Origin of the sequence: Streptosporangium sp. NPDC023963 (assembly GCF_040639135.1) — a bacterium.
Taxonomy (GTDB): Bacteria; Actinomycetota; Actinomycetes; order Streptosporangiales; family Streptosporangiaceae; genus Streptosporangium.
Genome location: NZ_JBEZZK010000016.1, coordinates 61,991 through 88,226 on the forward strand (window position 1 = coordinate 61,991; position 26,236 = coordinate 88,226).

The window sequence follows — 26,236 nt, forward strand, 5'->3', positions numbered from 1 at the left end:
CCATCCAATTTCCGCACCCGGGCGCGGCGTCGGCAACTGATTTGACGGCCCCCATGCTGTAACCACCAGGCCAGAGTGCCCGTTGACCGCGCGTCCCCTCCCGGAGTGAACGGCTCGCGCCTCCCCATGGAGACTCGCGCCTCCCACGGAGAACGGCCCGCGCCCTGGGCGGGCGCGTGCGAACGCCCGGTGGCCGTCGCCGGGCGGCCTTCCGGACCGCCGGCACCGGCCCTGCACCGGCCTGGCACCGGCCTGGCACCGGCCTGGCACTGGCACCGGCCTGGCACTGGCACCGGCCCGGCGCTGGCACCGGCCCGGCACCGAAACAGGGAGGACTAAAATCCCCGGTGGTGGTGAGCGCGAGGAGGGCCCCGATGGATCTGGAGACGTTGCGCGATGTTTCCGGGCTGAGCGACCCCGTGGAGCGCGCACGGGTCCTGAGCCGCCTCATCACCGAAGAGCAGGGACTCCTCGCGGAGGCGGCGAAGATGCGTCGTCAGGCGATCGCCGAAGTCCTTGACTCCGGGATGAGCCTGGAGGACGTCGGGACGCGCCTGGGCGTGTCCCCGGGCCACGTCTCCCAGATGGGAAAGGGACCGACGGCCCGCGCTCCCGAGGAGACCGCGGCTCGCGCCCCCGGGGAGACCGCGGCTCGCGCCCCCGGGGAGACCGCGGCTCGCGCCCCCGGGGAGACCGCGGCCCGCGCGCCCAGGGTCCTGGTGCGGCGGGCGCTGCCGACCGATCCCGCCGTGCGGGCCTCCGCGTCCCTGTTCCTCGCCGAGGCGGAAAGGCAGGGTGTCACACCGGGCCGCAGAATGCTCTACGTGGGCCCGGAGGCGGCCGGTGAGCACGTGGCCGCCTGCCTGCGCGTCGAACCCGGCGCCGAGGTGATCGCCCGCCGGAAGATGATGACGGCCGACGGGATCCCGGTGCGCATCGCCACCAGCTACTTCCGGGCGGACCTGTTCGGGGGCACCCGCCTCGCCGAGCCCGGGTTCGTCAAGCCGTCGCTCCAGTCGGCACTGGTCGCCCTCGGCCACACCTTCGGCCGTGCCGAGGAGAACCTGACGGCCCGCCCGCCGACATCCTTCGAGTACGAGACCCTGGAGCTCGAACCGGGGGAGTGGGTCGTCCAGGTCCTTCGCGCCGGCTACTCCGACGAGGACGTGCCCGTCCACGTCCTGGAGACCATCTGCGCCGCGAACAGGCACGTCTTCCCGATCGGCCAGGTCTCCGGGCACGACGAGTTCTGACCGGCCCCCGGCCGCCCGACCCGGTCACGGCGACCCGGTCACGGCGGGCCGGCCGGAGGCGGAGGGAGCCCGGCCGCCCGCGGTGCCCACGGCGGCCTGGCGCGCGGCCGCGCCCACGCAGGGGAGGTGTTCCCCGCCCGCGGAAAAGGGGAGGCCGGGGCGGGCGGGACGACTGTATGGTCAGTGGTATGACCTGGCGACATTGATCCTCAACGATCGGTCGGTCCGGCGCGAGCTGCCGTGGACCTCCGGAGATGCCGAGCATCCCGAGTCCGCCCAGCCTCCGCGAGAAGGACCTCATGACCACTTCTTTTCACCGTGCGCCAGAAAAACGGGCGAAGCGCCTGGCCGCGACGCTCTACGCCTACACCCTCCTTGATGAGTTCGTCCTGTTCTACCCGTTCTACGCATTGCTGTTCGTCGACACGGGTCTGTCGACCGCCGAGATCTCCTCACTCCTGGCGATCTGGTCGGTCACCTCCGTCGCGCTGGAGGTCCCCTCGGGGGTGTGGGCCGACGCCGTCTCGCGGCGCGCGCTGCTCGCCCTGGCGCCGCTGCTGGCCGCCACCGGCTTCGGCCTGTGGGTCGCGGCCCCCTCCTACTGGGCGTTCGCCGCGGGCTTCGTGCTGTGGGGCGCCTCCGGAGCGCTGCAGTCGGGCGCGCTGGAGGCGCTGGTCTACACCGAACTCGACCGGCTGGGCGCGGCCGGCCGCTACGCCGCGATCATGGGCCGCGCCCGCGCCGTCGGCACCGGCGCCGTCGTGGTGTCCATGGCGGTGGCCACACCGGTGTTCGCCATGGGCGGCTATCCGCTGATCGCCGTCGGCAGCGTCCTGGCGTGCGTGCTCGCCACGGTGGCCGCGCTCGCCTTCCCCGAACACCGCGTACGCGCCGGACAGGAAACCGGGCGGGAAGGCGAGCGGGCCGCGGAGGGGGCCGACGAGGAGGAGACGCCCGCGGGCGGCTACGCCGCGATCCTGCGCGAGGGGCTGCGGGCGGCGCGCGCCGACCGGCCGACGCGCCGGGCGTTGCTGCTGGTGCCGGCGGTGACGGCCCTGTGGGGCTCGCTGGAGGAGTACACCCCGCTGCTCGCGATCGGCACCGGTGTCGCCACGCACATCGTGCCGCTCCTGGTGATCCTGATCTCCGTGGGGATCGCGGCCGGTGGCGTGCTCGCGGCGGCCGGGCGGAGCTTCACGGACCGGGAGTTCGCCGCGCTCCTCGCGTTCGGGGCGCTGGCGCTCGGCGCGGGCGCGGCCGGCGGGACCGCGGTGGGGTTCGTCGCCCTCGCGGCGGCCTTCTGCGCCTTCCAGATGGCGAGCGTGCTGGCCGACGTACGGCTGCAGGAGAGCATCACCGGTCCGGCCCGCGCCACCGTGACCTCGCTGGCCGGGCTGGGCACCGAGCTGGGCGCCGTCCTCGTCTACGGCGGCTACGCCGCGGCCTCGGCGCTGACCGGCCATGCCGCGATCTTCACCGCCTCCGCGGCGCCGTACGCCGTCCTCGCCCTGGTCCTGTTCCTCGGCGGGTCCCGCTCGCGAAGATCGGCGACCGCCCGGGCCCCGCTCGGCGGGCCGTGAAGCGGTCCGCGAGGCGGGCAGTGAAGCGGTCCGTGAGATAGGCCGGGTCAGCGGTCTGTGAAGCGGTCCGGGAGGCGGGCCGGTCCCGAGCCGGGTTCAGCGCTTCGTGAAGCGGGGCAGGCCCAGCTCGGCGAAGACCGGGCGGTGGTCGGTGTCCGGGAGGCGGTGGACGCCGAAACTCCTGATCGCCATGCGCGAGTCGGCGAGCACGTGGTCGATCGTCACCCCGGGGACGGGGGCCCAGCCCTGCTGCGGCCAGGTCGGCGTCAGGCCGTGCCCGGTGACGTCGGCCGCGTCGCGGTAGCCGCTGTCGAGCAGGTCGCGTACCAGCCGGTGGTCGAGGGTGGCGTTGAAGTCGCCCGCGAGCACCCGCAGCTGCCCGCCCGCCCTGGGCAGCGCCCGCAGTCCCTGGTCCCAGCACGGCACCCTGTCGCCGTACCGGGGCGCGCAGGGGTGGACCGAGACGACCTCGATCTCGTGGCCGCTCGGGTGCTTGACCACCCCTCGCGCCTGCCGGAACCTGCCCAGCGCGATCAGCGGCCTCTCGGCGACGGGGTGCTTGGAGTAGATGCCCGAGCCCCACACCCCGTCGACCGCGCGGTCCACGACGTGGGGCATGCGCCGGCGCAGCCCGGCCGTCTCCAGGCGCTCGCGCGCGGCCGGGGTGACCTCCTGGAGGGCCAGCACGTCCGGGTCGAGGGAGCGCACGAGCCTCATCAGGACGTCGGTGTCGCCCGCGCCGACGGCGAGGTTCGCGGCGAGCACCCGCAGCCGCCCCCCGTCGGCGGCGGGCTGATCCGTGTCGCCGAAGTACCGGGGGAGTACGGCCGCCGCCAGCACCGCGCTCGTGACCAGGGCGACGGCCGAGGCCGCCCAGCGGCGCAGTCCCAGCGCCAGGAGCAGCGGGATCGCCGAGGCCGCCGCCACGTACGGCGTGAAGGCCACCAGGGCGACCCACTGCCAGAGCGGGGTCCACCCGCCGGCCCTGAGCGCCGCCCAGGCCGCGAACGGCAGCACCGCCAGCCAGACCAGCAGGCCCACCCATCTCGATCTGATCATGCACCCGGAGCGTAACGGTCTTCTGTGCAGATTCGGTGGAGATCTACGTCTTTACCGGCACAGATGGGCGCTATCCGGTCCAGCGGCCCTCGCCGGGCGACCGGCACGAAAGCCGGCGGAGGCGCCGGGTACCCGGGTCAGGATCCGCCGGTGAGGTCGTACGCCTGGGCGATGAGCTCGAAGGAGCGGGCCCGGTCGGCGGTGCTGTGGACCATCGTAGTGATCATCAGCTCGTCGGCCTCGGTGCGCTTGCGGAGATCCTCCAGCCCCTGCCGCACCCCGGCGGCGTCCCCCAGCACCATCTTGGACAGGTGGTCGTCGAGGAAGTCCCGCTCCATCGGGCTGTACGGGTAGTTCTCGGCCTCCTCGGGCGTGGGGATCGGCTGCGGGGCCCCGCGCCGCAGCCGCAGCATGGACAGCCCGCCGGAGCGGGCCAGGCGCAGCGCCTGCTCGGGGGTCTCGGCGGCGACCGCGGAGACGCCGATCATGGCGTACGGCCGGTCGAGGACGGCGGAGGGTTCGAAGGACGACCGGTACAGGTCGAGGGCCGGGACGGTGTTGTTCCCGCTGAAGTGGTGCGCGAACGCGAACGGCAGGCCGAGCATCCCGGCGAGCTGGGCGCTGAAGCCGCTGGAACCGAGCAGCCAGATCGGCGGGCGGCCCGACTCGGGCGAGCGGGGCACCGCCACGACCCGCTCCAGCGGGTGGCCCTGCGGGAACGCGCCGTCCAGGAAGGCCGTCAGGTCGGCCAGCTGCTCGGGGAAGTCGTCGGCGTCCAGGCCGTGCCGCCCGCGCAGGGCCCTCGCCGTGGCGGGGTCGGTGCCGGGGGCCCGGCCGAGCCCGAGGTCGATACGGCCCGGGTGCAGCGCGTGCAGGGTGCCGAACTGCTCGGCGACGACCAGCGGGGCGTGGTTGGGCAGCATGACGCCGCCGGAGCCCAGCCGGATGCTCCTGGTCGCGGCGGCCAGATGGGCGATCAACACCGCGGGCGAGGAACTCGCCACGGAAGGCATGCCGTGGTGCTCGGCCACCCAGATCCGGTGGTAACCCCACTCCTCCGCGCGCCTGGCCAGCTCGGTGCTCGCCTTCAGGGTCTCGGTGGGCGTCACTCCCGAACCGACGGTCGCCAGTTCGAGGATCGACAGGGGCACCTCTGAGGAGCCGCGGGCCGTCCCGCGGATGTTGCCGTCATCAGCCATGTAGGCGGCAACCCGGCGAGACGGGGGTTTATTTCTGCCGGTCACCCGGTGTCGATCCCGCGCGAGCCGGCGACGGCGAGTCAGGAACCGCCCGCGGAGGCGTGCGAGGGGGCGGGCGGAGCGGTGTGCGAGGGGGCGCGCGGGGCGGCGTGGAGGTCGTGGCCGGAGCTGAGCCGCTGGGCGGTGGCGGTGAGCACGGTGATCAGCTCGGGGAGCCGGTCGTCGCCGAGCCGCTGGCCGAGACCGCCGAGCGGATCCGGCGTGTCAGGGAGGAGGCGGCCAGGCACGGCCGTGAGATCACCTTCAGCCTGTCCACCCGGCCGATCGTCGCCGCCACCGAGGCCGAGGCGTGGGAGCGGGCCGAGCGGATCAGGGCGGCGACCGCCGAGCGGGTCTCCGGTGGCGGGCTTCGCTGGAGCGCGGGGAAGAGCGAGTCCACCTCGGTCGGGGCCGCCAGGCTCCAGGAACAGGGCGCCGAGCGGGAGGTGCACGACGAGCGGCTCTGGTACGGCGTGACCAACCTGACCGGTCCCGGCGGCAACTCCACCGCCGTGGTCGGCACCGCGGAGCAGGTCGCCGAGGCGCTGCTGAGGTACCACGACCTCGGCGTCACGACCTTACTCATCCGCGGCTTCGATCCGGTGGACGACGTCGTACGGTGGGGTGACGAGCTGGTGCCGCTGCTCCGGCAGGGTGCGGACCGGCGCGAACCCGCGGGTGTGGGCGCGTGAGCGCGACCCGCGCGGCCAAGGGATCCGGTCCCGAGCGGCCCGGGCGCACCCGGCAGGGCAGGGCCGGGCGTTCCCGGCGAACCGATCACCCGGGACACGGCACGGGAGGTGGCACGATGGGCGCCGAGGCGGCCGGCGGCGAGCAGCCGCGCGACGTCTTCCTGTCCGCCTTCCGCAGGCACGCCGCCGGGGTCGCCGTCGTCACCGCCCCCGGCCCGGCCGGCTTCACCGCGACCTCGCTGACCTCGATGTCGCTCGACCCGCCGCTGCTGTCGTTCGGCATCTCGGTCGGATCGTCGAGCTGGCCGGCGATCCGCGACGCGGACGGGTTCGTCGTCCACATCCTCGCCGGATACCAGCGGGACCTGGCGGAACTGTTCGCCAGGAAGGGCGCCGACAGGTTCGCCGACCGGGACCGCTGGGAATCGCTCCCCGGAGGGGAACCGCTGCTGTACGGGACGGCCGCGTGGCTGCTCTGCCGTACCCAGGAGCGGTTCATCGCGGGAGACCACCGGCTGGTCGTCGGCCGGGTCGTGGAAGGGCACACCGATCCCGCTCACCCCCCGCTGCTCTACCACGACGGGGGTTTCGGCGCGCTCGCGCCGCACCCCTCCGACCGAATCAGGAGCGACTGATGCCGATCGTCCTTCCCGAGGACCCGTTCCACCGCCGCCTGCACCACATCGCGCCCGGCGGTCTCACCTCCGAGACCGCCCAGACCGGCGGCATGCGCCGCCGCGCGGCCATCAGCGGCGCCACCGTCGGATCCAGCCGCCTGTGGATGGGCCAGACCCACGTGGCGCCCGCCACCGTCTCGGCGAACCACCATCACGGCGAGTCCGAGACCGCCATCTACGTCGTCAGCGGCAACCCCTCGTTCGTCTTCGCCGACATCGAGGGGGAGGAGCCCGTCGAGGTGCGCGTCGACACCGAGCCGGGCGACTACATCTTCGTGCCGCCCTTCGTCCCCCACCGGGAGGAGAACCCCGACCCCGACCTGGAGGCGATCGTGGTCATCGCCCGCAGCACCCAGGACGCCATCGTGGTCAACCTGGACGACCTCACGTGGACGGGGCCGGTCCTGACCTCGCGATGACGGCGGGTCCCGCCATCGCGAGGTTCCCACCCACCCTCGGCCCGCCTGGCCGGCCGGGAGGAACTCCGCCCGATCACCTCCGCCGTCGTCCTTCGCCCGCCCGCCCGCCGGTGGATCCCGGCGGGCCGTTCATTCGCCGCCGGTGTCCCCGGCCGGTCGCCCGCCGGCCGCTCAGCCGCCGGCCGTCTCCCCGGCCAGCCGATCACTCGCCACGACTCCGGTGTACACCAGGGCGGGCGGTACGTTGCGCCAGATCGGGCCCAGGGTGTCGACGGTGGTGAACGTGCTGTTCATGAGACCGCGGAAGTGCCGGAAACGCCGGAACGGCATCACGGTCAGCGTCGTGATGGTGCTGAAGGCCCCGCCGGGGGTGAGTGAGGCCGCGATCTCCTCCAGAACGCGTTTCTGCTGGGCGTCGTCGAACAGGGTCCAGGGAAGCGAGGAGACGATCGCGTCCGCGTGGGACAGGCCGGCCTCCCGCAGCAGCTTGCCGAGGTCGCCCGCGTCGCCGGGGATCACCTCCAGCCAGGGTCTGCTGCGCCGCAGGTGGTCCACCATGCCTTCGTTGACCTCCACGGCGAGCTGCCGTCCCCCCGGGGGCAGGCGGTCGCGGATCGCGTCGCTGATCACTCCGCCGCCGGCGCCGAGTTCGACGACCACGGCTCCGGGGGTGGTGGGGACGATCGAGGACACCAGCCGGGCGACGGCCTTCGAGCTGGGAGCGATCGCCCCCAGTTGGTGGGGATTACGCATGATCGCGCCGAGGAAGGTGAGCGTGTCACTGCCGGCAGGACGAGTTTGAGAGAGCATCGACAGCTTATTCCCCCAGTTGAGGGGGTTATGCCAGTTTAACGGGCTTTGATGATCGGGCCTCCGCGGCCGTGCGGCCGCCGTACCACTGCTGTATCACCGCCGTACCGGCGCTGTACAGCCGCCGTTCCGATGATCGGGGAAACGACACCGCGGAGACGGTTCCCACCCGCCCCTGCCAGGGGGAGGTGAGGCGAGGTACCGTCGTCTTATCGGATCCCGGTCATGAGGGGAGCCGCCATGCCAGACGATTCCGATCACGTGCTCGACTCCATCGACGGCGCCGTCGACGAATGGCTCGCCATGAGCGACGACTCGATGCGCTGGACGCCGCCGGAGAAGGCGCGGCCGAAGCCCCAGTTCAGTCTGCCGGTGCCGCCGCTGCCGCAGGTGCTGGAGGAGTTCCTCCAGGAGGTCGGCACCCGCCTCGGCCCGCCCGCCCAGGCCGTGGTCGACGCGTTCCGCCCGTTGGGGGAGGGGGTGGTCGACGCGGTCTCCACGTTCCTGGACAGCCCGCCCGTGCGGCAGCTCATCGATCCGCCCGATCCGTCGGACGATCGTCCGGAGGCGCTCGGGGTCCGCGCGTTCCCCGACACGTTCGGGCCGCCGCCGGAAGACGCGCCCCGGCCACCGCGCATGATCGAGTCGCGGCCGGACAAGGCGGAGCCGTCGCCCGGCCCGCCCGGCCCGCCCGGCCCGCCGGGTTCAGGGGCGTGACGGGTCCCCGGCCGGGTAGCCGCCCGCGCGGGTCCCGGTCGCCGGGCCGGGCACGACCGGGAATTCGGTCATGGTTCCCTCCGCGGTCACACGGACCTTCCAGGACGCCGGAGATCATGACGTGCCGGGGGTGGCCGGGGACAGGGGTGATCACGCCGAGCCGGGTGTGGCGGGGGTGCGTCCTGATGTCCGGGCGGAGTTCCGCCGAAGAGGCCGTCCCGTCGCCGGTGGTCGTCGGCGTCCTCTTGGAAACTCGACGTCTCCTGGAAACTCGTGGGATATCTCCCGCCCGGAAGAGGTGAGTCCGCGCGCCGAAAGGGAAGCGGGTCTGTCCGGCAGGGAGCGCTCTCACGGCCTCACTTTCCCCCAAAGTGCCCCGTGAAGTGCGGAACTCCTTTTTTCGGGCAAAGAATAAAAAACCCCATGAACCGGCGTACTTCAGGAGTGATGAAATGGCGGGTCTGGCGGGGCCGATCGCGGTCGGTGTCGAAGAGGAGTTCCACGTCGTCGATGTCGACACCCGGCACCTCGTCCCACGAGCCGGTGTCCTGCTCGAGCAGTTGCCGGCGGAACGCTTCACCCACGAGCTGCAGCGTTCGGTGGTCGAGGCCAACAGCAGGCCCTTCATGCATCTGGAGGACCTCGGGCACGATCTGACCGCGCTGCGCCGCACGGTGATCCAGGCGGCGGACGGCCTCGGCCTGGGAATCGTGGCGGCGGGAAGCGTGCCGCTGGTGGATCTGGAGGCGCTGAAGATCTCCCCTGATCCCCGCTACGAGCAGATGCTCGCCGACTATCAGCTGCTCACCCGCGAGCAGCTGATCTGCGGGACGCAGTTCCACGCCGACGTCGAGGATCGCGACCTGGCGGTGGCCGTCGCCCACCGCCTGGCCCCCTGGATCCCCCCGCTGCTCGCCCTGAGCTCCAGCTCGCCGTACTGGCTGGGATCCGACACCGGGTACGCCAGCTACCGCCCGCTGCTGTGGCAGCGCTGGCCCACCGCCGGTCCGGTGCCCAGGTTCGAGTCGGCCGCCGAGTACGACCAGGTGGTGCGGGACCTCGTCGCCTCCGGGGTGATCACCGACCCCGGCATGATCTACTTCGACATCCGGCCCTCGGCGCACCTGCCCACCATCGAGCTGCGGGTCTGCGACGCCTGCCCCCGGGTGGGCGACATCGTGCTGATCGCCGGGCTGTTCAGGGCGCTGGTGGCCAGGGAGCTGGAAGCGACGCAGAAGGGCCCCGAGCGCACGGTCCGGCTGGAGATGGTCCGCGCCGCCTCGTGGCGGGCGTCGCGCTCCGGGCTGGAGGGCGACCTCGTCGACCCGGTCGACGGCACCCCGGCACCCGCGGACGAGGTGATCCGGAGGATGATCAACGGCCTGCGGCCGCAGCTGGAGCGGTACGGCGACTGGGAGCTCGTCACGTCCCTGGCCCGGGAGTCGCTGGCGCGGGGAAGCTCCTCGGCCCGCCAGCGCGAGGCGTACGCCCGCAGCGGCCGGCTGTCCGACGTGGTCGACCTCGTCATCGCCGAGACGCGCTCAGAGGAGTGGGAGACCGCCTTCGGCGGTCCGACGCCGAGGATGCACACCAGTCTCCTCGACGGCTACGAGGCCCCCGGCGACGAGGCGATCATCGAGGGAACGGTGCGCGAGTCCTACCAGCCGGTGCTGCGGGTCCTCGACCGCCTGGGCGTGGAAGGGCTGCGCGACCGGGAGGAGAAGCGCGACGCCTACCAGCGCCGCAACGGCATGACCTTCCAGGTGGAGGGCGGCGGCGAGAGCCGGATCTATCCGTTCGACCTGGTCCCCCGCCTGGTCCAGGGCGGCGAGTGGGCCGAGATCCAGCGGGCCCTGCCGCAGCGGGTGCGCGCGCTGGAGGCGTTCCTGCACGACGTCTACGACGGGCGCGAGATCATCAGGGACGGCACGATCCCCGCGTGGGTGGTCGACGAGTCGCCCGGCTACCGCAGGCCCGGCCGCAGGGTGCCGCAGGGCACCGTGCGCTGCGCCGTGGCCGGGCTGGACCTGGTCCGCGACAACGTCGGCCGCTGGGCGGTGCTGGAGGACAACCTGCGGGTGCCCTCGGGCCTCGGATACGCCGTGACCAACCGGCGGCTGGTCACCGAGCTGATGCCGGAATTCGTCCGCGGCGAGGAGCTCGCCGATCCGAGGGAGGGCCTGCGGACGCTGCGGGAGGCACTGCTCGCGGCGGGCTCCGGCGATCCGTCGGCTCTCGCCGTGGTCTCGGCGGGCCCCGAGGACTCCGCCTACTACGAGCACAAGATGCTCGCCGAGGAAATGGGGGTGGTCCTGGCCCTACCGGCCGACCTGTCCTTCAGGAACGGGAACCTGGAGATCGACGGGCGCAGGATCGAGGTGCTCTACCGCAGGATCGACGAGAGCGACCTGCTCGGCGGCCGCCTCGGGCTGGAGATCATGGACGCGGTCGAGCGTTCCGCGCTCGTCCTGGCCAACGCGCCGGGCAACGGCGTCGCCGACGACAAGTGCCTGTACCGGTACGTGCCGCGTCTCATCGAGTACTACCTGGGCGAGCGGCCCCTCATCGACAACGTCCCCACCTACCTGTGCCGGGACGACGAAGACCGGGAGCAGGTGCTCGACCGGCTGGCCGAGCTGGTCGTCAAGCCGGTGGACGGGTTCGGCGGGCAGGGCGTGGTCGTCGGCCCCGACGCCTCCGCCGAGGAGCTCGAGCGGGTCAGGAAGACGATCCTCACCGCGCCCGAGGGCTGGGTCGCCCAGGAGACGGTCCGGCTGTCGACGCACCCGACCTTCGACGGGAGGCGGCTGAGCCCGCGCGTGGTCGACCTGCGGGCCTTCGTCTGCTTCGGCGAGACGGCGACGGTGCCGCCGACGGCGCTGACCCGCGTCGCCCCGGCCGGCAGCATGATCGTCAACTCCTCCCAGGGGGGCGGTTCCAAGGACACCTGGCTGCCGAGGGGAGCCGCCGGCGCGCGGCTCGAGCGGTGAGCTCAGGCGTGGACCGGTCACCGAGGGGTCCGATGCGTGAGATATGCGAGATGCGTGAGATGCGTGAGATGTGTGATCCGGGCGGCGGGCTCCGGCCCGCGCCGGTCACCGGGGGGTTTCGATGTGTGGTCTGAGCGGTGAGCTCCGGTTCGACGGCCGCCCGGCGGACGTCGCCGCCGTGGCCCGGATGAGTGACGTGATGCACGACAGGGGACCCGACGGGGCCGGCCTGTGGTCGCTGGGGCCGGTCGCCCTCGGCCACCGGCGCCTGAGGATCATCGACCTGTCGGACCGGGGCGCCCAGCCGATGGTGGACAGCGACCTCGGCCTGACCGGGGTCTTCAACGGGTGCCTGTACAACTACCGCGAGCTGCGCGAGGAACTGGAGGGCCTGGGCTACCGCTTCTTCTCCACCTCCGACACCGAGGTGCTGGTGAAGTCCTTCCACCGCTGGGGGACCGGCTGCGTCGACCGCTTCAAGGGCATGTTCGCCTTCGCGGTCGCCGAGCGCGACACCGGCAGGCTCACGCTCGGCCGCGACCGGCTGGGGATAAAGCCGCTGTACGTCACCTGGGACGCCGACCGGCTGCGCTTCGCCTCGTCGCTGCCCGCGCTGCTCGCCGGGGGCGGGGTGGACACCGGCATCGACCGGGTGGCCCTGCACCACTACATGACCTTCCACTCGGTGGTGCCCGCCGAGCGCACCATCCTCGCCGGGGTGCGCAAGCTTCCCCCGGCCACCGTACGCACCGTCGAGCCCGACGGGACCGTCACCGACCACCTCTACTGGCAGCCGCCCTACACCCGGTCGGCCCTGCCCGAGTACGCCGGGCTGACCGCGGACGAGTGGGGCGAGGTCGTGCTCGACCGGCTGCGGGCGGCCGTACGCAGGCGCATGGTCGCGGACGTGCCCGTGGGCGTGCTGCTCTCCGGAGGCCTGGACTCCAGCCTGATCGTCGCGCTGCTGGCCGAGGAGGGGCAGAAGGGCCTGTCGACCTTCAGCATCGGGTTCTCCTCGGCGGGAGGGGAACGGGGGGACGAGTTCGCCTACTCCGACCTGGTCGCCGCCGAGTTCGGCACCGATCACCGGCGCATCCCCGTCGACGACGCCCGGCTGCTGCCCGCCCTGGAGCACGCGGTGCGGGCCATGAGCGAGCCGATGGTCAGCCACGACTGCGTCGCCTTCCACCTGCTGTCGGAGGAGGTCTCCAAGCACGTCAAGGTCGTCCAGTCCGGCCAGGGCGCCGACGAGGTGTTCGCCGGCTACAGCTGGTACCCGCCGCTCGCCGGCGTGCCGCGCGAGGACGCCGCCGCCGTCTACGAGAGGGAGTTCTTCGACCGCTCGCACGGGACGCTGGGCGCGATCCTGTCGCCCGACTACATGCCGGACGAGGACGTCAGCGGCGACTTCGTCCGTCGCCACCTCGCGCGGCCCGGCGCCGACACCGCGCTCGACGCGGTGCTGCGCCTGGACACGAACGTCATGCTCGTCGACGACCCGGTCAAGCGCGTGGACAACATGACCATGGCCTTCGGGCTGGAGGCCAGGACCCCATTCCTCGACCACGAGCTGGTCGAGCTGGCCGCCGCCTGCCCGCCCGAGCTCAAACTCGCCTCCGGCGGCAAGGGCGTCCTGAAGGGCGCCGGCCGCAAGCTGCTGCCCGCCGAGGTGGTCGACCGGCCCAAGGGATACTTTCCGGTCCCCGCGATCAAGCACATCCACGGCCCCTTCCTGGAGCTCGTCAGGGACGCGCTGACCGGTCGGACCGCCAGGTCCCGGGGCCTGTTCGACCAGCCGTACGTCGACAAGCTGCTCGCGGCACCGGACGAACACCGCACTACCCTGGGTGCCAACGCGTTGTGGCAACTCGGACTCCTGGAGCTGTGGTTGCAGGCACAAGGAGTTTGATGACCGAAATTCTTGGCGCCCGTTCTCGTCCCTCGATGGGCACGGGCCTGACCGCCTGGAGCTGCCGGGCGCCCGCGCTGGCGCCCGACCTGAGCGCCGTCGCCTTCGTCGGCGACCGGGACGGCTCGCCGCGCGTCTGGGTCCAGCCCCTCGGCGCGGAGCTGGAGGCGTGGCTCCCGGGGGAGACCCCGGAGGCCCTCCAGGAGGAGGATCCGGGGGCCTGGCCGGTCGACACGGGACCCGAGCCCGTCGCCGACGTGAGCTGGTCCCCCGACGCCCGGCGCCTGGCCGTCCTCGTCGTGCCGGGCGGCGGGGAGCACACGCAGGTCTGGACGGTGCGGCCCGACGGCGGCGACCTGCGCCCGCTGTCCGCGCCCGAGGGCGGATCGGCGTCGTTCGTGCGCTGGACCGGTCAGGGGGAGGTCCTCCTCGTCGCCGAGGTCTCCTCCTCGGGCCGTACGGACGCGGTGCTGATCGACGCGGCCTCGGGAAGCCGGGAGGTCATCGCGGGCGGGGCGCTCCTGCAGCCGGCCGCGGTCAGCCGCGATCACCGGCGGATGCTGCTGCGGCGCGGCCCGCGCGGCGTGCGCCGGATGTACGTGGCCGATCTTCCGGCTCTTCCCGGCGACCCCACGGGCCACCCTCCCGCCCATCCCGGCGGTCTCGTCACCGGCCTGTCCCACCCCGGCGGTCTCGTCACCGGTCTCTCCCATCCCGACGGTCTCGTCACCGGCCCGTCCCACCCCGGTGGCCTCGTCACCGGTCTCTCCCATCCCGGAGATCTCCCCTCGGACCCGCCCGGCGGGCTCTCCGCCGACCTTCCCGCCGCGATCCGCCTCGATCTCCCTTCCGGCGATCTCCACGACGTCCCGCCCGGCCTGCCCGCCGACCCTCCGGCCGGGATCCGCTTCGACCTTCCTGCGGGCCATCTCTCCGACGTCCCGCCCGGCCTTCCCTCGAACCTTCCCGACGAGGCCGCGGGCGACCTGCCGGGCCACGGGGAGCGGCCGTTGCTGGCCGGGATGACCGGCACCACCGACTACGGGATCCTCTCTCCCGACGGGACGACCGCCTACCTGCTGTCCGACGTCGGCCGCGACCGGGCCGCGCTGGTCGCGGTGGGCGAGGACGGGGTGGGGGTCGTGCTGGCCGAGCGTCCCGACGCCGAGCTGGACCAGTTCGCGCTGAGCGCCGACGGCCGTCTCGCCGTCCTGGTGTGGAACGACTCCGGCCGGTCGGAGCTGGAGGTGATCGAGACGGCCACCGGCGAGACGCGCCCGCTCCCGCCCCTGCCCGCCGAGGTGGTGTCCTCGATCAGGGTGTCCCTGGACGGCAGCCTGGCCGTCCTGGCGGCCGAGGGGCCCGGCCACCCCTCCCACGTGCTGCTCTGCGACCTGGCGACCGGCGGTTACCGGCGGATCGCGGGATCCGGGCGGATCCCCGGGGCGGCCGGCGCGGAGCTGGTGCGCTTCCAGGCACGCGACGGCATGGAGCTGACCGGCTGGCTCTACCGGGTCCCGGGCGCCCGGGGCCCGGCGCCCTTCGTCGTCTACCTGCACGGCGGTCCCGAGAGCCAGGAGAGGCCCACCTTCAACCCGCTGTTCCAGAACCTGCTGGCCGCCGGGATCGGGGTGCTCGCGCCGAACATCCGCGGCTCGTCGGGATTCGGGCGGGCCTTCCGCAACGCCGACAACCACGCCCTCCGCTTCGACGCGATCAACGACGTCGCCGACTGCGCCCTGGAACTGGCACAGGCGGGCATCGCCGACCCGGCCAGGATCGCGTGCATGGGACGCTCGTACGGCGGCTACCTGACGCTGGCCGCCCTCGTCACCCACCCGCGCCTCTTCCGCGCCGGGGTCGACGTCTGCGGCATGGCCGACTTCGAGACCTTCTACGAGCGGACCGAGCCGTGGATCGCCGCGGCGGCCGTCAGCGAGTACGGCCACCCCGTCGCCGACCGCGAGCTGCTGCGGGCCCTGTCGCCCCTGCACTCCTTCGACCGGCTGGCCGCCCCGCTGCTGGTCGTGCACGGCGCCCGCGACACCAACGTCCCCCTGTACGAGGCCGAGCAGGCGCTCCAGGCGGCGCGGGCCCGCGAGGTGCCCTGCGAGCTCCTGCTGTTCGAGGACGAGGGGCACGAGATCCGTCAGATCGCCAACCGGGTGACCTTCGTCAAGAACGTCGTCGAATGGCTCAGATGGCACCTGGCGGTCCCCGACCCGGCGTGAGACCCCGTTTCCCAGTTCCCTTCATTCCCTTCATTCCCCTTGTTCCCGGCTCGGCTCGCCTTGGGGACGATGGCGGTATGCCGCGTACGGAAACACCGTGGGAACCGGCTCCGCCGGCCGCCGGGGATGAGGGCGATCATCGCGGGGCGGAGTACGGTCCTTTGGCCCGGCCGGCACTTCGGGTGAGTACTTCCAGGGGGTTGGCCAGCACCTCGGAGAAGGCGAGTTCGGCCGCGCCGGTCAGGGTGGCGTCGTCGCCGAGGGCCGAGGTGCGCAGCCGCACCCTCTCCCGGGAGATCACCAGCACGTTGGCCTCGACCCGGCTGTGGACCTGCGCCGCCGAGCCCTGGTAGACCTCGCGCAGCATCCCGCCGAAGATCACCAGGCCGGGGTTGAAGAGGTTGATCAGGTTCGCCACCCCGATGCCGAGCCAGTCGCCGATCCGGCGCAGCGCGTCCGCGGCCGCGACGTCCCCGCGCCCGGCGGCGTCCACCACGGCCCGCACGCCCTCGCGGCCGGTCAGCTCGGCGGACCGGCCCGCGGCGTCGATCAGGGCCTGCTCGCCGACCTCCGCCTCCAGGCAGCCGCGCGAGCCGCACCCGCAGGGCCGCCCGTTGTACGGGTTCACCATCATGTGCCCGAGCTCGCAGCCGTACCCGCCGTCGCCGTCGAGCAGCTTGCCGCCGACGATGATCCCGCCACCCACGCCGACGTCCCCGTGCAGGTAGACCAGGTTCTCAAAGCCGACGCCCACCCCGCGCTCGTGCTCGGCCAGCGCGCCCAGGTGGGCCTCGTTGCCCACGGCCACCGGGAGCCCGAGCCCCAGCCGGTGGCCGAGCTCGGTACCGAAGGCCTGGTCCACCCAGCCCATGTTCGGCCCGAAGCGCACCATCCCGTCACCGGGCCGGATCATGCCGCAGTAGGCCGCGCCGACCCCGACGCACACCGCGTCCGGGGGTGCCTCGCGATGCATCCGGCGGGCGAACCCGGCGAGCGTGCCGACCACGTCGTCGAGGTCGGCCCCGGCGCGCGGCCGGACCGCCTCCCTGCGGTCCAGGACCGTTCCGCCCAGCCCGACCCTGGCGGCGACCAGCCGGTCCACCCGGACGTCGAAGGCGATCACGTAGACCCGCTCGGACTCCGGCCGGACCACCAGCGACGGCCGGCCCGCCCTGCCGGTCTCCTTGGGGAGTTCCTCGCGGACCAGGCCCGCCGAGGTGAGCTCCCCGGTCAGTCCCATGATCGTGCTGCGGTTCAGGCCCATCCGGTCGGCCAGCTCGGTGCGGGAGAGCGGGCCGCCCAGGTGCACGTGCCGGAGCAGAGCGCCAAGGTTGGACCGGCGGATCTCCTCCTGGGACCGACCGGCTTTCAGCATCGTGAGGATCCTGACGACTCGGGGCTTGCCATCGCTGCGCGCCGCAACGGCGGGACGGGGCGGCCACGCCGACCGCGAGCACTGCAACAGATCCTGTCACACCGCGGGAACACCGGCCGGTGGCCGCGGGAGTATTTCCCCGTTGCCTCGGCCGGCGAGTTCGGCATGTCCGGATGCCCCTCCAGGTCATAGTCGAAAGTCCGTCTTCATTCACTTTCCGGGCCATGTGATCATCCCGGTCGCCCCGGAGTTCGAGAGGAAGGACCCCGGTGACCGGCAAGCGGGATGAGCGGAACAGCGGTGTCGACACGACGAGGCCGAGCATCGCCAGGGCCTACGACGTCGTCCTCGCGAGGCGGCGGGTCGGAGCGGAACGAGCTCGGCTCACTTCAAGGTGTACTTGCACGTACTCTCGCCGCCGTCGTTGGTGGCGACTTCCTTGCCGTCGACGAGAATGCGGCACCTGGCCGGTTTGAGCATGCGGTTGGAGTCGCGGACCGCGCCGGGGATGACGGAGAGCGGGTAGCCGACCTTCTGCTCGGCCTTGGTGAGTTCGATCGTCACGGTCTTCTTCCAGGGGAGGGTGACATCCGACTCGCTGCCGTTGGTGTCGGCGAAATACGCGATCGGCTGGTAGATCCTGCCCTTGCCGTTCACCTCCAGAGTGACCTCGTAAGTCTTCATCTGGGGCGCGGAGGATCGCGCGGGCGACTGGCTCGCCGGGGAAGTCGTGGCGGGGGGTGGCGCGGACGCCGCCTTGTCGGCACCGCCACAGGCGGCAAGGCCCAGAACGGCCATTGCGAGAAGTCCGGTAGCTTGCCTGTTCATCATCAACGAGGACATGACGGCCAAGATTATCGATGTCCATGAGCGGCCGCGCGCGGTTTGGTGCCGTACGCGTCCTCCGGCCTGGCCCGCACGGCGAACAGCGGGCCCCATCCCTCGACCACGAGATCCAGAAGTCCGTACGCGGCGCCCGCCCCACCGGCCAAGCCGGTTTTTCACCGTATTTATTTATCTTTGCGGCCTGCTGCTGATAACAGATCGGTAAGACCGTACTGTCATGGGCCGCATACAGTGGGTGATTTTGCCAGGGTGGGGAGGCCAGACGCGACACGGGAGGCGAGATGCACGGTGAGCACGATCGCACTCACGGCCACGGCCTCAAGGCGAGACCGCGCGGGCGCATGCCGTACGCCGACCCGCCGCTCCCGAACCTCGCCGAACCTCACCCCGCCGGATTCCCCGGCTCCGCGGGACCTCCGGAGCCGGCCGGGCCGTCGCGATCCGTACGCCCTCCGGACTCCCCGGAACCTTCGCGCGCCGGACGCGTTCCGGCGCCCTCGGAGCCTTCGCGAACCGGACGGGCTCCGGAGCCCGCCGAGCCTTCGCGACCCGGAGGGTCCCCGGAGTCCCGGACGCCCGCGGAGCCCGTGTTCCCCTCGGATCCCGGCCGGTGCGAGGGGGAACGCGAGGGGGTGTCGGTGCCGCGCGGGCACGCGCGGCACCGGAAGGACGAGGAGGAGGACGACGCGGACGACGTGGATGACGTGGATGACGTGGATGACGCTGTCACCCGTCCGATGGCCCGCCGCTCCTGGACGTACCTCGACAGCAGGCCGTTCTCCATGCCCCCGCCGCCCAGCCCGTGGCGGCGGCCCTGGGCCCGTCTCTCGCGCGACCAGCTTCTGAGACCGGCGCTGATCGCCGGGTTCCTCGCCGCCGCGGGGGTCGGCGTCTGGTCGTCCGGCTGGTCCCCATGGGAGGGCGCGCCCGTCGCCGGACCGTCGCCGGCGTCTCCCGGGGAACGTCTCCTCGCCGGGCGCGACATTGTGATCACCCCCTCGCGGGCCCCGGTGGTGGCCGAGACGGACGCGAAGGCGCCGGCGGGGAAGGGGAAAGCCCCCGGGGGCGAGAAGGGGCCGGGCGCGGCGGGGACCGGCGGGGGCGCCGGGAAGAAGGTCCCGGGGCGTGATCCGGAGCGGGTGCCCCGTGCGGAACAGGCCCTTTCCGGCGCCGGAGACATCCGGGACGAGTGGGTCGAGCGGGTGGAGCGTGCCCAGCCTGTCAAGAAGCCGGTCAAGCGGGCCGGGCGGCATCACGAGGGCTCCGCGCGGGCCGGTACCGGGCAGGGAGGGACGGGCGGGACGGGAGCCGCCGCGCCGGAGGCCGGTAACCGGCGGGCGGACGGGGGCGCAGGGCGGGGCACCGCGAGCACCGGCGGGGACGCCGGGAGTGCCGGGACGGCGGGACGGCCGCGCTCCGGGAAGCAGGGCGCCGGGAAGCAGGGCTCCGGGGCACAGGGTTCCGGGGGGCGGGAGGGCCGGTCACAGCCCCGGGCGGGCAGGACGGGTGCGCCGGCCACCAGGTCGCCGTCGCCCTCGGCCTCCAGGAACTCGGCCTCCAGGAACAGGCCGCCGGCCACCGGGGGCGCCGCCGGCATCAGCGCCGCCTACGCCTGCCGCCACCTGCCTTCCGGTGACTGGCGCCACGCCTACTGCGTGCGGGTATGGAACGACTACAAGACCAGGAACGGCCTGCGCTGAGAACTTTCAGCAGAGTGAGCGGGCGTCCTGGGTCGCGCGCCGCCGGCGTGCGCCGAGCCGCGCGCCGTATTTCGGTGGGAGTCATTCGGTGGGAGTCATGGGTGCGCCGCGAGCCGGCGGCGGTACCGGCCGGGCGCCACACCGAACTCCCGCTTGAAGGCGTTGCCGAAGGCGAACTCCGACCCGTACCCCACTCGTTCGGCCACCTCCGCCACCGACGCGTCGGACTCGCGCAGCATGCGCGCCCCGCTCACCAGCCGCCACCAGGTCAGGTACGTCAGCGGTGGCTGCCCGGCCAGCCCGGTGAAGCGGCGGGCGAAGCCGGCGCGCGACATGCCCGCGTGGGTGCCGAGCGACTCGACCGTCCAGCGGCGGGCCGGGTCGCGGTGGATGGCGTCGAGCGCGCGGCCGATGGCGGGGTCGGCCAGCACGGCGGCCCAGCCGGACAGCGTGCAGGGCTCGTCCTGGGTCTCGAAGTAGGCCCGCAGGACGTACAGCTGCAACATGTCCAGCAGGGACGACACGACGGTGTCCGTGCCGGGGCGCGGGGTGTCGATCTCGGCGGCCAGCAGCTCGACGGCGGCCCGCAACCCCGGATGGCTGCCGAGCGTCGCGGGCAGGTGGATCACGCCGGGCAGCGAGGCCAGGATCGGGTGAGTCCTGTCGGGGTCGAGCCGGTAGCCGCAGGACAGGATCACCGTCTCGGGCCCGGTGCCACCGAAACCGGCCGAGGCGAACAGCTCCGAATGCGGGGCGCAGTCCGCCTCGACCAGCGGCCTCGCGGGATCGTCGGCCAGCCCGAACGGGTCGCTGTGCGGCAGGAACACCACGTCGCCCACGCTCAGCGGAACGGGCTCGCCGTCTGGGGGGACGAGCCAGCAGGACCCGCGCAACACCACATGGAAACCCGCGGACCCGGGCACCGCGCGAAACGACACACCCCAGGGAGCCCGCCAGGAGACGCGGACGGAGGAAGGGCGCCCGCATCGCATGAAGGACACCACGTCGCTCAGCATATCCATACGTCGAGTCTATAGCCTGAGACGCTGGCGTATAAATATTGGACAGAGGCGCATTCAGTATCTCAGCAACTCTCCCTACTGTGGTTCACGTAACCAATCGAGGGAGCATCGACATGCTGAAGGTAGGCATCATCCTGAGCAGCACCCGTCCCGGCCGCAAAGGCGAGATGGTGGCGCACTGGGTCCGCGATCTGGCGGTCAAGCGAGGTGACGCCGAGTACGAGATCGTCGATCTGAAGGACTACGACCTGGGCAACCTGGACGAGCCCGAGCACCCCGCCACGGGCGACTACCGATACGAACGCACCAGGCGCTGGTCGGCCAGGATCGCGCCCCTGGACGCGTTCGTGATCGTGACCCCCGAGTACAACAACTCGTACCCCGGCGCGCTCAAGAACGCCCTCGACTTCCTGTACGCGGAATGGAAGAACAAGGCGGCCGGGTTCGTCGGCTACGGCGTGGACGGCGCGCCCCGGGCGATCTCGCACCTGCGGGACGTCCTGGGCCTGCTCAGCGTGGCCACGGTGTCGAACCAGGTCGGGCTGTCGATCCTCACCGACTTCGCGGACGGCTTCAAGCCCGCCACCGCCCATGAGGACCGGCTGAACCTCGTCCTCGACCAGGTCCTCGCCTGGGGCTCCGCCCTGCGTCCGCTCAGGGGGTGAGCCGGCGACGGGCGGGCGTCCGTCGGTCTCCGTCAGGCGACCGTCCCGGCCGTGAACCGGGCCGACGAGCCCGGCCGTGACCCGGCCGTGAACCGGGCCGACGAGCCCGGCCGTGACCCGGTCGTGAACCGGCCGTGCAGGATCCGTGCGGGATCAGTACCTCCCGGCGCGGCGCATGGAGCGGGGGCGGCCGTCGGGGTCGCAGAGGAAGCGGTAGAACGGGGTGGCCCAGGCGGTGGTCCACGAGGACATCCGCGGCACCTCGTAGGCGCGGAGCCGCCCGGGCGGGCGGGGACCCTGACGACCCCCCGCGTACCAGCGTTCGAGTTCGGCCGCGGAGGAGGCGAAGGCGTCGAAGAAGGAGGCGGGGTCGAGCAGGTCCGCGTCGGAGCCCTCGTGCCGGTCGAGGTGCTCGCGGGCGAGGGTGAGGCGCAGGTCCCTGGGCAGGCGGCGGGCGCCGTCGCCGAGCCCTCCGGGGTCGAGCGGTTCGCGGCCGTCGGGGGTCTCGTCGAGCACCGCGCAGGTCAGCTCGGAGTCGTAGGTCCAGGAGCGCCGGTTGAAGTTGTCGGAGCCGATGGTCGACCACACGTCGTCGATGACGCAGACCTTGGCGTGGACGTACACCGGGGTGCCCTCCCGGTTCTCGACCCCGTAGACCGCGACCCGGTCACCGCCCGCGCGCTTCAGGACGTCCAGCGCCTGGTTGCGGCCCAGGATCTGCGGGACACCGCTGATCAGGCCGTCCTGGTCGGGGTGGAGCGGCAGGACGCTGATCATCCTCAGCTCCGGGTTGGCCTTCAGCGCCTCGGCGAAGGACTCGGCGACCTGGGGCGACCACAGGTACTGGTCCTCGATGTAGATCAGGCTGCGGGCGCGGCGCAGGGCCTTGAGGTAACCGCGGGCGACGCTGCGCTCCCCGCGCGGCGCGAAGGAGTAGCGGGTCCTGCGGTGGGCGTAGGTGCGCAGGAGCTGTACGGCGTGCGGGCCGCAGGCGGGCGGGTCGGGCGGCTGCGGGGGCAGCGGATCCGGCTGGGTGTCCTCGCGCCGGACCAGGTCGGCGACGCGGTGCACGGGGTTGCGGGTCAGCGGCTGGGGATCCTCCCAGCGCTCCCTGAAGACGGTCTCGACGTCGCCGACGGCCGGTCCCTGGATCGCGGCCTGCACGTCGTGCCAGGGCGGGCGGCTGCCGTACACCTTGGCCATGGGCGCGGCCTGCGCGTCGCCCTCGTGGGAGGAGTCGTCGCGGCGGCTCCAGCACAGGTCGATGCCGCCGACGAACGCGATGTCGCGCCGGGGGTCGTCGCGGTGACGCAGCACCACCAGCTTCTGGTGGTGCGAGCCTCCCATGGGGACGCGCATGTCGCGCAGGCACTCCCCGCCCGCCTCCTCGATGGCGTCGCCGAGGTGGCGGTTCTCCTCCGCGCTGAAGAAGAGCTTGTCCCAGTGCGAGCGCCACAGGAGGCCCTTGACCACGACGCCGCGCCTGGCGGCCTCGGCGAACACGCCGGCGACCTCCGTGCCGGGGCCGTCCAGCCTTTCCCCGGGGTCGCCGCGCCAGTCGGTGAACATCAGCAGGTCCCCCGAGCGCAGCTCGCGGACGCGGGAGAGCAGCTCGGTGAAGTAGGGCGCGCCGTGCGGGATGGGCCGCACGGTGTTGCCGTGCGACCAGGCGGTCCCGCCGTCGTGCCGGGTGTCGATCCGGGACGCCGGGTTGCCGCGCTCCTCGCGGTCGAGAAACCAGTTGTCTTCGGTCACCATGCCCGATCTACCCAATTTTTGTATGTTTCCACCCGTCGGGGCTGGACGATCACCGGTTCGGCTCGCCGCCCCGGGGGTGCGGGGATACGGGCGCGTAACTTCCGGCGCTCCCGTATCAGGGGACTGACCTGGGAAGCCTTGACAGGGGGTTTACACGAAGTTGCCTGCGTGTTAAAAATCTGTAACTCGTACATCGAGTCGCGAAAAAAACAGACTGTTGGCCTCCATCGGTCTGTCCCGGAGACGGCACCCTCCGGGACCGCGCGCAACAACCGCACCACCGCACCAACGAACCCGGCATCATCCGGTCGCGCGTGACAGCGCTGCCGGACGGCATAAGCGCGGCGGCGCGCGCCTTGCCTGACTGATCCCCCCAAGTCAGGAAAGGACCCTCCATGTCCCCACGCCCTCGGCCGTGGGCCAGGCTGCTGACCGTAGCCCTGCTCATCACCACCGGCGCCGCGGCCACCGGCCCGGCGGCCCACGCGGCCACCGGATCGGCCACCGGCGCGGCGGCCCGCGCGATGGTCGACATCCCGGCCTCCGACTACCAGCAGGTCTCCCTGGCCACCGGCCCGAGCGAGCTCGGCGAGGCCATGTCGCTGACGGTGCTGCCCGACAGGTCGATCCTGCACACGGCGCGCGACGGCACGATCCGCCGTACGACCGCCGCCGGCGACACCACGACCGCCGGCAAGCTCGACGTCTACACCCACGACGAGGAGGGGCTGCAGGGCATCGCCGCCGACCCCGCCTTCGCCACCAACCGCTACGTGTACGTGTACTACTCGCCGAAGCTGAACACCCCCGGGGGCGACGCGCCCACCAGCGGCAGCGCGGCGACCTTCGAGGCGTGGAAGGGACACCTGAACTTGTCCCGGTTCACCCTCAAGTCCGACAACACGCTGGACCTGGCCAGCGAGAAGGTCGTCCTGCAGGTGGCCAACGACCGTGGCCAGTGCTGCCACGTGGGCGGTGACATCGACTTCGACGCGGCCGGGAACCTCTACCTGACCACGGGCGACGACACCAACCCGTTCGAGTCGAACTCCTACACCCCCATCGACGAGCGCACCGACCGCAACCCGCAGTTCGACGCCCAGCGCTCCTCGGGCAACACCAACGACCTGCGCGGCAAGGTGCTCCGCATCAAGCCGCAGGCCGACGGCACCTACACCATCCCCAGCGGGAACATGTTCGCCCCGGGCACGGCCAAGACCCGTCCCGAGATCTACGCGATGGGCTTCCGCAACCCGTTCCGGATGTCGGTCGACAAGGCCACCGGCATCGTCTACCTGGGCGACTACGGCCCGGACGCCGGCGGCGCCGACGCCAACCGCGGCCCCGGCGGCCAGGTGGAGTTCAACCGCATCACGGCCCCGGGCAACTACGGCTGGCCGTACTGCACCGGCACCAACACCACGGCCGAGACCTACAACGAGTACACCTTCCCGTCCGGACCGTCCCAGGCCAAGTACAACTGCGCCGGCGGCCCGACGAACAACTCGTTCCGCAACACCGGCCTGACCACACTGCCCGCGGCCAAGCCCAGCTGGATCCGCTACGGCGGCGAGGCCGGTTCCCCGCCGGAGTTCGGCGGCGGCTCCGAGTCGCCGATGGGCGGTCCGGTCTACCGCTACGACGCGGCCCTGAACTCGGCCGTCAAGTTCCCCGCCTCGCTCAACGGCCGCTACTTCGCCGCCGAGTACGGCCGCCGCTGGATCAAGGCCATCGAGGTCACCTCCTCCGGCGCGCCCGGCGCGATCGACGCCTTCCCGTGGACCGGCACCCAGGTCATGGACCTGACCTTCGGCCCCGACGGCGCGCTGTACGTGCTCGACTACGGCACCGGCTCCGGCAACCAGACGCTGTTCCGCGTCGAGTACATCGGGGGCAGTAACCGCAACCCGATCGCCAAGGCCGCCGCGAACAAGACCTCCGGGCCCGCCCCGCTGGCCGTCACCTTCTCCTCGGCGGGCAGCTCCGACCCCGAGGGCGGCGCGCTGACCTACTCGTGGAACTTCGGCAACGGCGCCACCTCCACCGCGGCCAACCCCACCTACACCTATACGACGAACGGCACCTACACCGCCACGCTGACCGTCAGGGACTCGGGCGGGCTGACCGGCAGCGCCAACGTCACCGTCACGGTCGGCAACACCGCGCCCACGGTGAACTTCGCCCAGCCCGTCAACGGGCAACTGTTCTCCTTCGGTGACACGGTGCCCTTCCAGGTCAACGTCAGCGACCCCGAGGACGGGACCATCGACTGCACCAAGGTCAAGGTCACCTACCTCCTCGGCCACGACAGCCACGCGCACGAGATCACCAGCAAGAACGGCTGCTCGGGAAGCATCACGGTCCCGACCGACGGTGAGCACGACAGCGCCGCGAACATCTACGGCGTCTTCGTCGCCAGCTACACCGACAAGGGCGGCCTGACCAGCCAGAACACCCGCAACCTGCAGCCTCGCCATCGCCAGGCCGAGCACTTCGGCGCCCAGTCCGGCATCCAGATCGCCGAGCACGGCCCGGCAGAGGGCGCCAAGACCGCCGGGTTCATCGACAACGGCGACTGGATCTCCTTCACGCCGTACGCGCTCGGCAACGCGACCTCCATCACCGCCCGCGTCTCCTCCGGCGGTGTCGGCGGCACGCTCGAGGTGAGGGCGGGGTCGGCCACCGGCACGCTCCTGGGCACGGCCACCGTGCCGGTCACCGGCGGCTGGGAGAACTTCCAGAACGTCTCGGCCAACCTGAGCAACGCGCCCTCGGGCACCACCACGCTGTTCCTGGTCTTCAAGGGGGTCACGGGTCAGGGCAACCTCTTCGACCTCGACGCCTTCACCCTGAACACCGGTGGCAGCGGCACCAGCACCACGGTCGAGGGGGAGGCCTACACCTCCAACTCCGGCGTGCAGCCGGCCGCCCACGCCGGCGCCAGCGGCGGCACGACCATGGGCTACATCGACAACGGCGACTGGGCCGGGTACACCACGCTGACCGCGTCGGGGGCGAAGACCTTCAGCGCGCGCGTCTCCTCGGGCGGTCCCGGCGGCACCATCCAGGTCCGCGCGGGCTCGCAGACCGGGACGGTGCTCGGCTCGGTGGCCGTGCCGAACACCGGTAGCTGGGACACCTTCCAGAACGTCACCACCAACCTCACCGGGACGGGTTCAGGGTCGATCTTCCTGACCTTCACCGGCGGCTCCGGCGCGCTGCTGGACGTCGACACCCTCACCATCACCAAGTAGTGACGGATCCCCGGTGCGGCGGCCTCCCGCCGCGCCGGGGA

Annotated in this window: 19 protein-coding genes; 12 read left to right on the forward strand and 7 right to left on the reverse strand. The window is 72.3% G+C overall.

Features of this window, described 5'->3' with window-relative positions:
• Positions 1-374 precede the first annotated feature (374 nt).
• On the forward strand, positions 375-1,253 hold the full coding sequence (locus tag AB0F88_RS34620; protein WP_362694066.1) for a UTRA domain-containing protein: 879 nt from the start codon (positions 375-377) through the stop codon (positions 1,251-1,253).
• 299 nt (positions 1,254-1,552) lie between these two features.
• Positions 1,553-2,833, forward strand: coding sequence for an MFS transporter (locus AB0F88_RS34625; protein WP_362694069.1), 1,281 nt, complete (start codon positions 1,553-1,555; stop codon positions 2,831-2,833).
• A gap of 96 nt (positions 2,834-2,929) precedes the next feature.
• Here AB0F88_RS34625 and AB0F88_RS34630 read toward each other — a convergent pair whose 3' ends face one another.
• Both AB0F88_RS34630 and AB0F88_RS34635 read right to left on the reverse strand, forming a co-directional pair.
• A complete protein-coding gene (locus tag AB0F88_RS34630) occupies positions 2,930-3,892 on the reverse strand; it encodes an endonuclease/exonuclease/phosphatase family protein (protein WP_362694072.1) in 963 nt (320 codons plus the stop codon).
• A gap of 137 nt (positions 3,893-4,029) precedes the next feature.
• Entirely contained in the window at positions 4,030-5,091 is a 1,062-nt protein-coding gene (locus AB0F88_RS34635) for an LLM class flavin-dependent oxidoreductase (protein WP_362694075.1), read from the reverse strand.
• Positions 5,092-5,249: 158 nt separating this feature from the next.
• On the opposite strand from AB0F88_RS34635, the gene AB0F88_RS34640 reads away from it, so the two are divergent.
• The 3 genes from AB0F88_RS34640 to AB0F88_RS34650 are packed head-to-tail and all read left to right on the forward strand — an operon-like array spanning position 5,250 to position 6,918.
• The gene (locus tag AB0F88_RS34640) at positions 5,250-5,822 is read left to right on the forward strand and encodes an LLM class flavin-dependent oxidoreductase (protein WP_362694078.1); all 573 of its coding nucleotides are present in this window, start codon (positions 5,250-5,252) and stop codon (positions 5,820-5,822) included.
• Positions 5,819-6,457, forward strand: coding sequence for a flavin reductase family protein (locus AB0F88_RS34645; protein ID WP_362694081.1), 639 nt, complete (start codon positions 5,819-5,821; stop codon positions 6,455-6,457). The genes AB0F88_RS34640 and AB0F88_RS34645 overlap by 4 nt, the downstream gene beginning before the upstream one ends.
• Positions 6,457-6,918: a cupin domain-containing protein gene (locus AB0F88_RS34650; protein ID WP_362694084.1), complete on the forward strand. Its 462-nt coding sequence runs from the start codon at positions 6,457-6,459 to the stop codon at positions 6,916-6,918. Before AB0F88_RS34645 ends, AB0F88_RS34650 begins: the two co-directional genes overlap by 1 nt.
• Positions 6,919-7,089: 171 nt before the next feature.
• On the opposite strand, the gene AB0F88_RS34655 is transcribed toward AB0F88_RS34650, so the two are convergent.
• The gene (locus tag AB0F88_RS34655; protein WP_362694087.1) at positions 7,090-7,728 is read right to left on the reverse strand and encodes a methyltransferase domain-containing protein; all 639 of its coding nucleotides are present in this window, start codon (positions 7,726-7,728) and stop codon (positions 7,090-7,092) included.
• Between the two features lie 240 nt (positions 7,729-7,968).
• Between AB0F88_RS34655 and AB0F88_RS34660 the strand changes: the two genes are divergently transcribed.
• The 4 genes from AB0F88_RS34660 (at position 7,969) to AB0F88_RS34675 (ending at position 15,575) form a co-directional block, all read left to right on the forward strand.
• Positions 7,969-8,445: a hypothetical protein gene (locus tag AB0F88_RS34660; RefSeq protein WP_362694090.1), complete on the forward strand. Its 477-nt coding sequence runs from the start codon at positions 7,969-7,971 to the stop codon at positions 8,443-8,445.
• A 452-nt stretch (positions 8,446-8,897) separates the two neighbouring features.
• Positions 8,898-11,435 (forward strand): carboxylate--amine ligase/circularly permuted type 2 ATP-grasp protein, encoded by a 2,538-nt coding sequence (locus tag AB0F88_RS34665; RefSeq protein ID WP_362694093.1) that lies wholly within the window; start codon positions 8,898-8,900, stop codon positions 11,433-11,435.
• 121 nt (positions 11,436-11,556) lie between these two features.
• Entirely contained in the window at positions 11,557-13,344 is a 1,788-nt protein-coding gene (locus AB0F88_RS34670) for an N-acetylglutaminylglutamine amidotransferase (RefSeq protein WP_362694096.1), read from the forward strand.
• Positions 13,344-15,575 carry an alpha/beta fold hydrolase gene (locus AB0F88_RS34675; protein ID WP_362694099.1) on the forward strand — a complete coding sequence of 744 codons (2,232 nt, stop codon included), beginning with the start codon at positions 13,344-13,346 and terminating at the stop codon, positions 15,573-15,575. The genes AB0F88_RS34670 and AB0F88_RS34675 overlap by 1 nt, the downstream gene beginning before the upstream one ends.
• 136 nt (positions 15,576-15,711) lie before the next feature.
• Here AB0F88_RS34675 and AB0F88_RS34680 read toward each other — a convergent pair whose 3' ends face one another.
• Positions 15,712-16,950 carry an ROK family transcriptional regulator gene (locus tag AB0F88_RS34680; protein ID WP_362694103.1) on the reverse strand — a complete coding sequence of 413 codons (1,239 nt, stop codon included), beginning with the start codon at positions 16,948-16,950 and terminating at the stop codon, positions 15,712-15,714.
• Positions 16,951-17,334: 384 nt separating this feature from the next.
• Positions 17,335-17,634 (reverse strand): hypothetical protein, encoded by a 300-nt coding sequence (locus tag AB0F88_RS34685; protein WP_362694106.1) that lies wholly within the window; start codon positions 17,632-17,634, stop codon positions 17,335-17,337.
• A 749-nt stretch (positions 17,635-18,383) separates the two neighbouring features.
• On the opposite strand from AB0F88_RS34685, the gene AB0F88_RS34690 reads away from it, so the two are divergent.
• Complete coding sequence (locus tag AB0F88_RS34690; protein WP_362694109.1) at positions 18,384-19,496, forward strand: hypothetical protein; 1,113 nt, start codon at positions 18,384-18,386, stop codon at positions 19,494-19,496.
• A gap of 95 nt (positions 19,497-19,591) precedes the next feature.
• On the opposite strand, the gene AB0F88_RS34695 is transcribed toward AB0F88_RS34690, so the two are convergent.
• On the reverse strand, positions 19,592-20,518 hold the full coding sequence (locus AB0F88_RS34695; protein WP_362694112.1) for an AraC family transcriptional regulator: 927 nt from the start codon (positions 20,516-20,518) through the stop codon (positions 19,592-19,594).
• Between the two features lie 113 nt (positions 20,519-20,631).
• Here AB0F88_RS34695 and AB0F88_RS34700 point away from each other — a divergent pair, with 113 nt between their 5' ends.
• Positions 20,632-21,183, forward strand: coding sequence for an NAD(P)H-dependent oxidoreductase (locus tag AB0F88_RS34700; protein WP_362694116.1), 552 nt, complete (start codon positions 20,632-20,634; stop codon positions 21,181-21,183).
• A 153-nt stretch (positions 21,184-21,336) separates the two neighbouring features.
• Here AB0F88_RS34700 and AB0F88_RS34705 read toward each other — a convergent pair whose 3' ends face one another.
• Positions 21,337-22,941 carry a phospholipase D family protein gene (locus tag AB0F88_RS34705; RefSeq protein ID WP_362694119.1) on the reverse strand — a complete coding sequence of 535 codons (1,605 nt, stop codon included), beginning with the start codon at positions 22,939-22,941 and terminating at the stop codon, positions 21,337-21,339.
• Positions 22,942-23,336: 395 nt separating this feature from the next.
• Here AB0F88_RS34705 and AB0F88_RS34710 point away from each other — a divergent pair, with 395 nt between their 5' ends.
• Positions 23,337-26,195 carry a carbohydrate-binding protein gene (locus AB0F88_RS34710; protein WP_362694122.1) on the forward strand — a complete coding sequence of 953 codons (2,859 nt, stop codon included), beginning with the start codon at positions 23,337-23,339 and terminating at the stop codon, positions 26,193-26,195.
• The last annotated feature ends 41 nt before the right edge of the window (positions 26,196-26,236 follow it).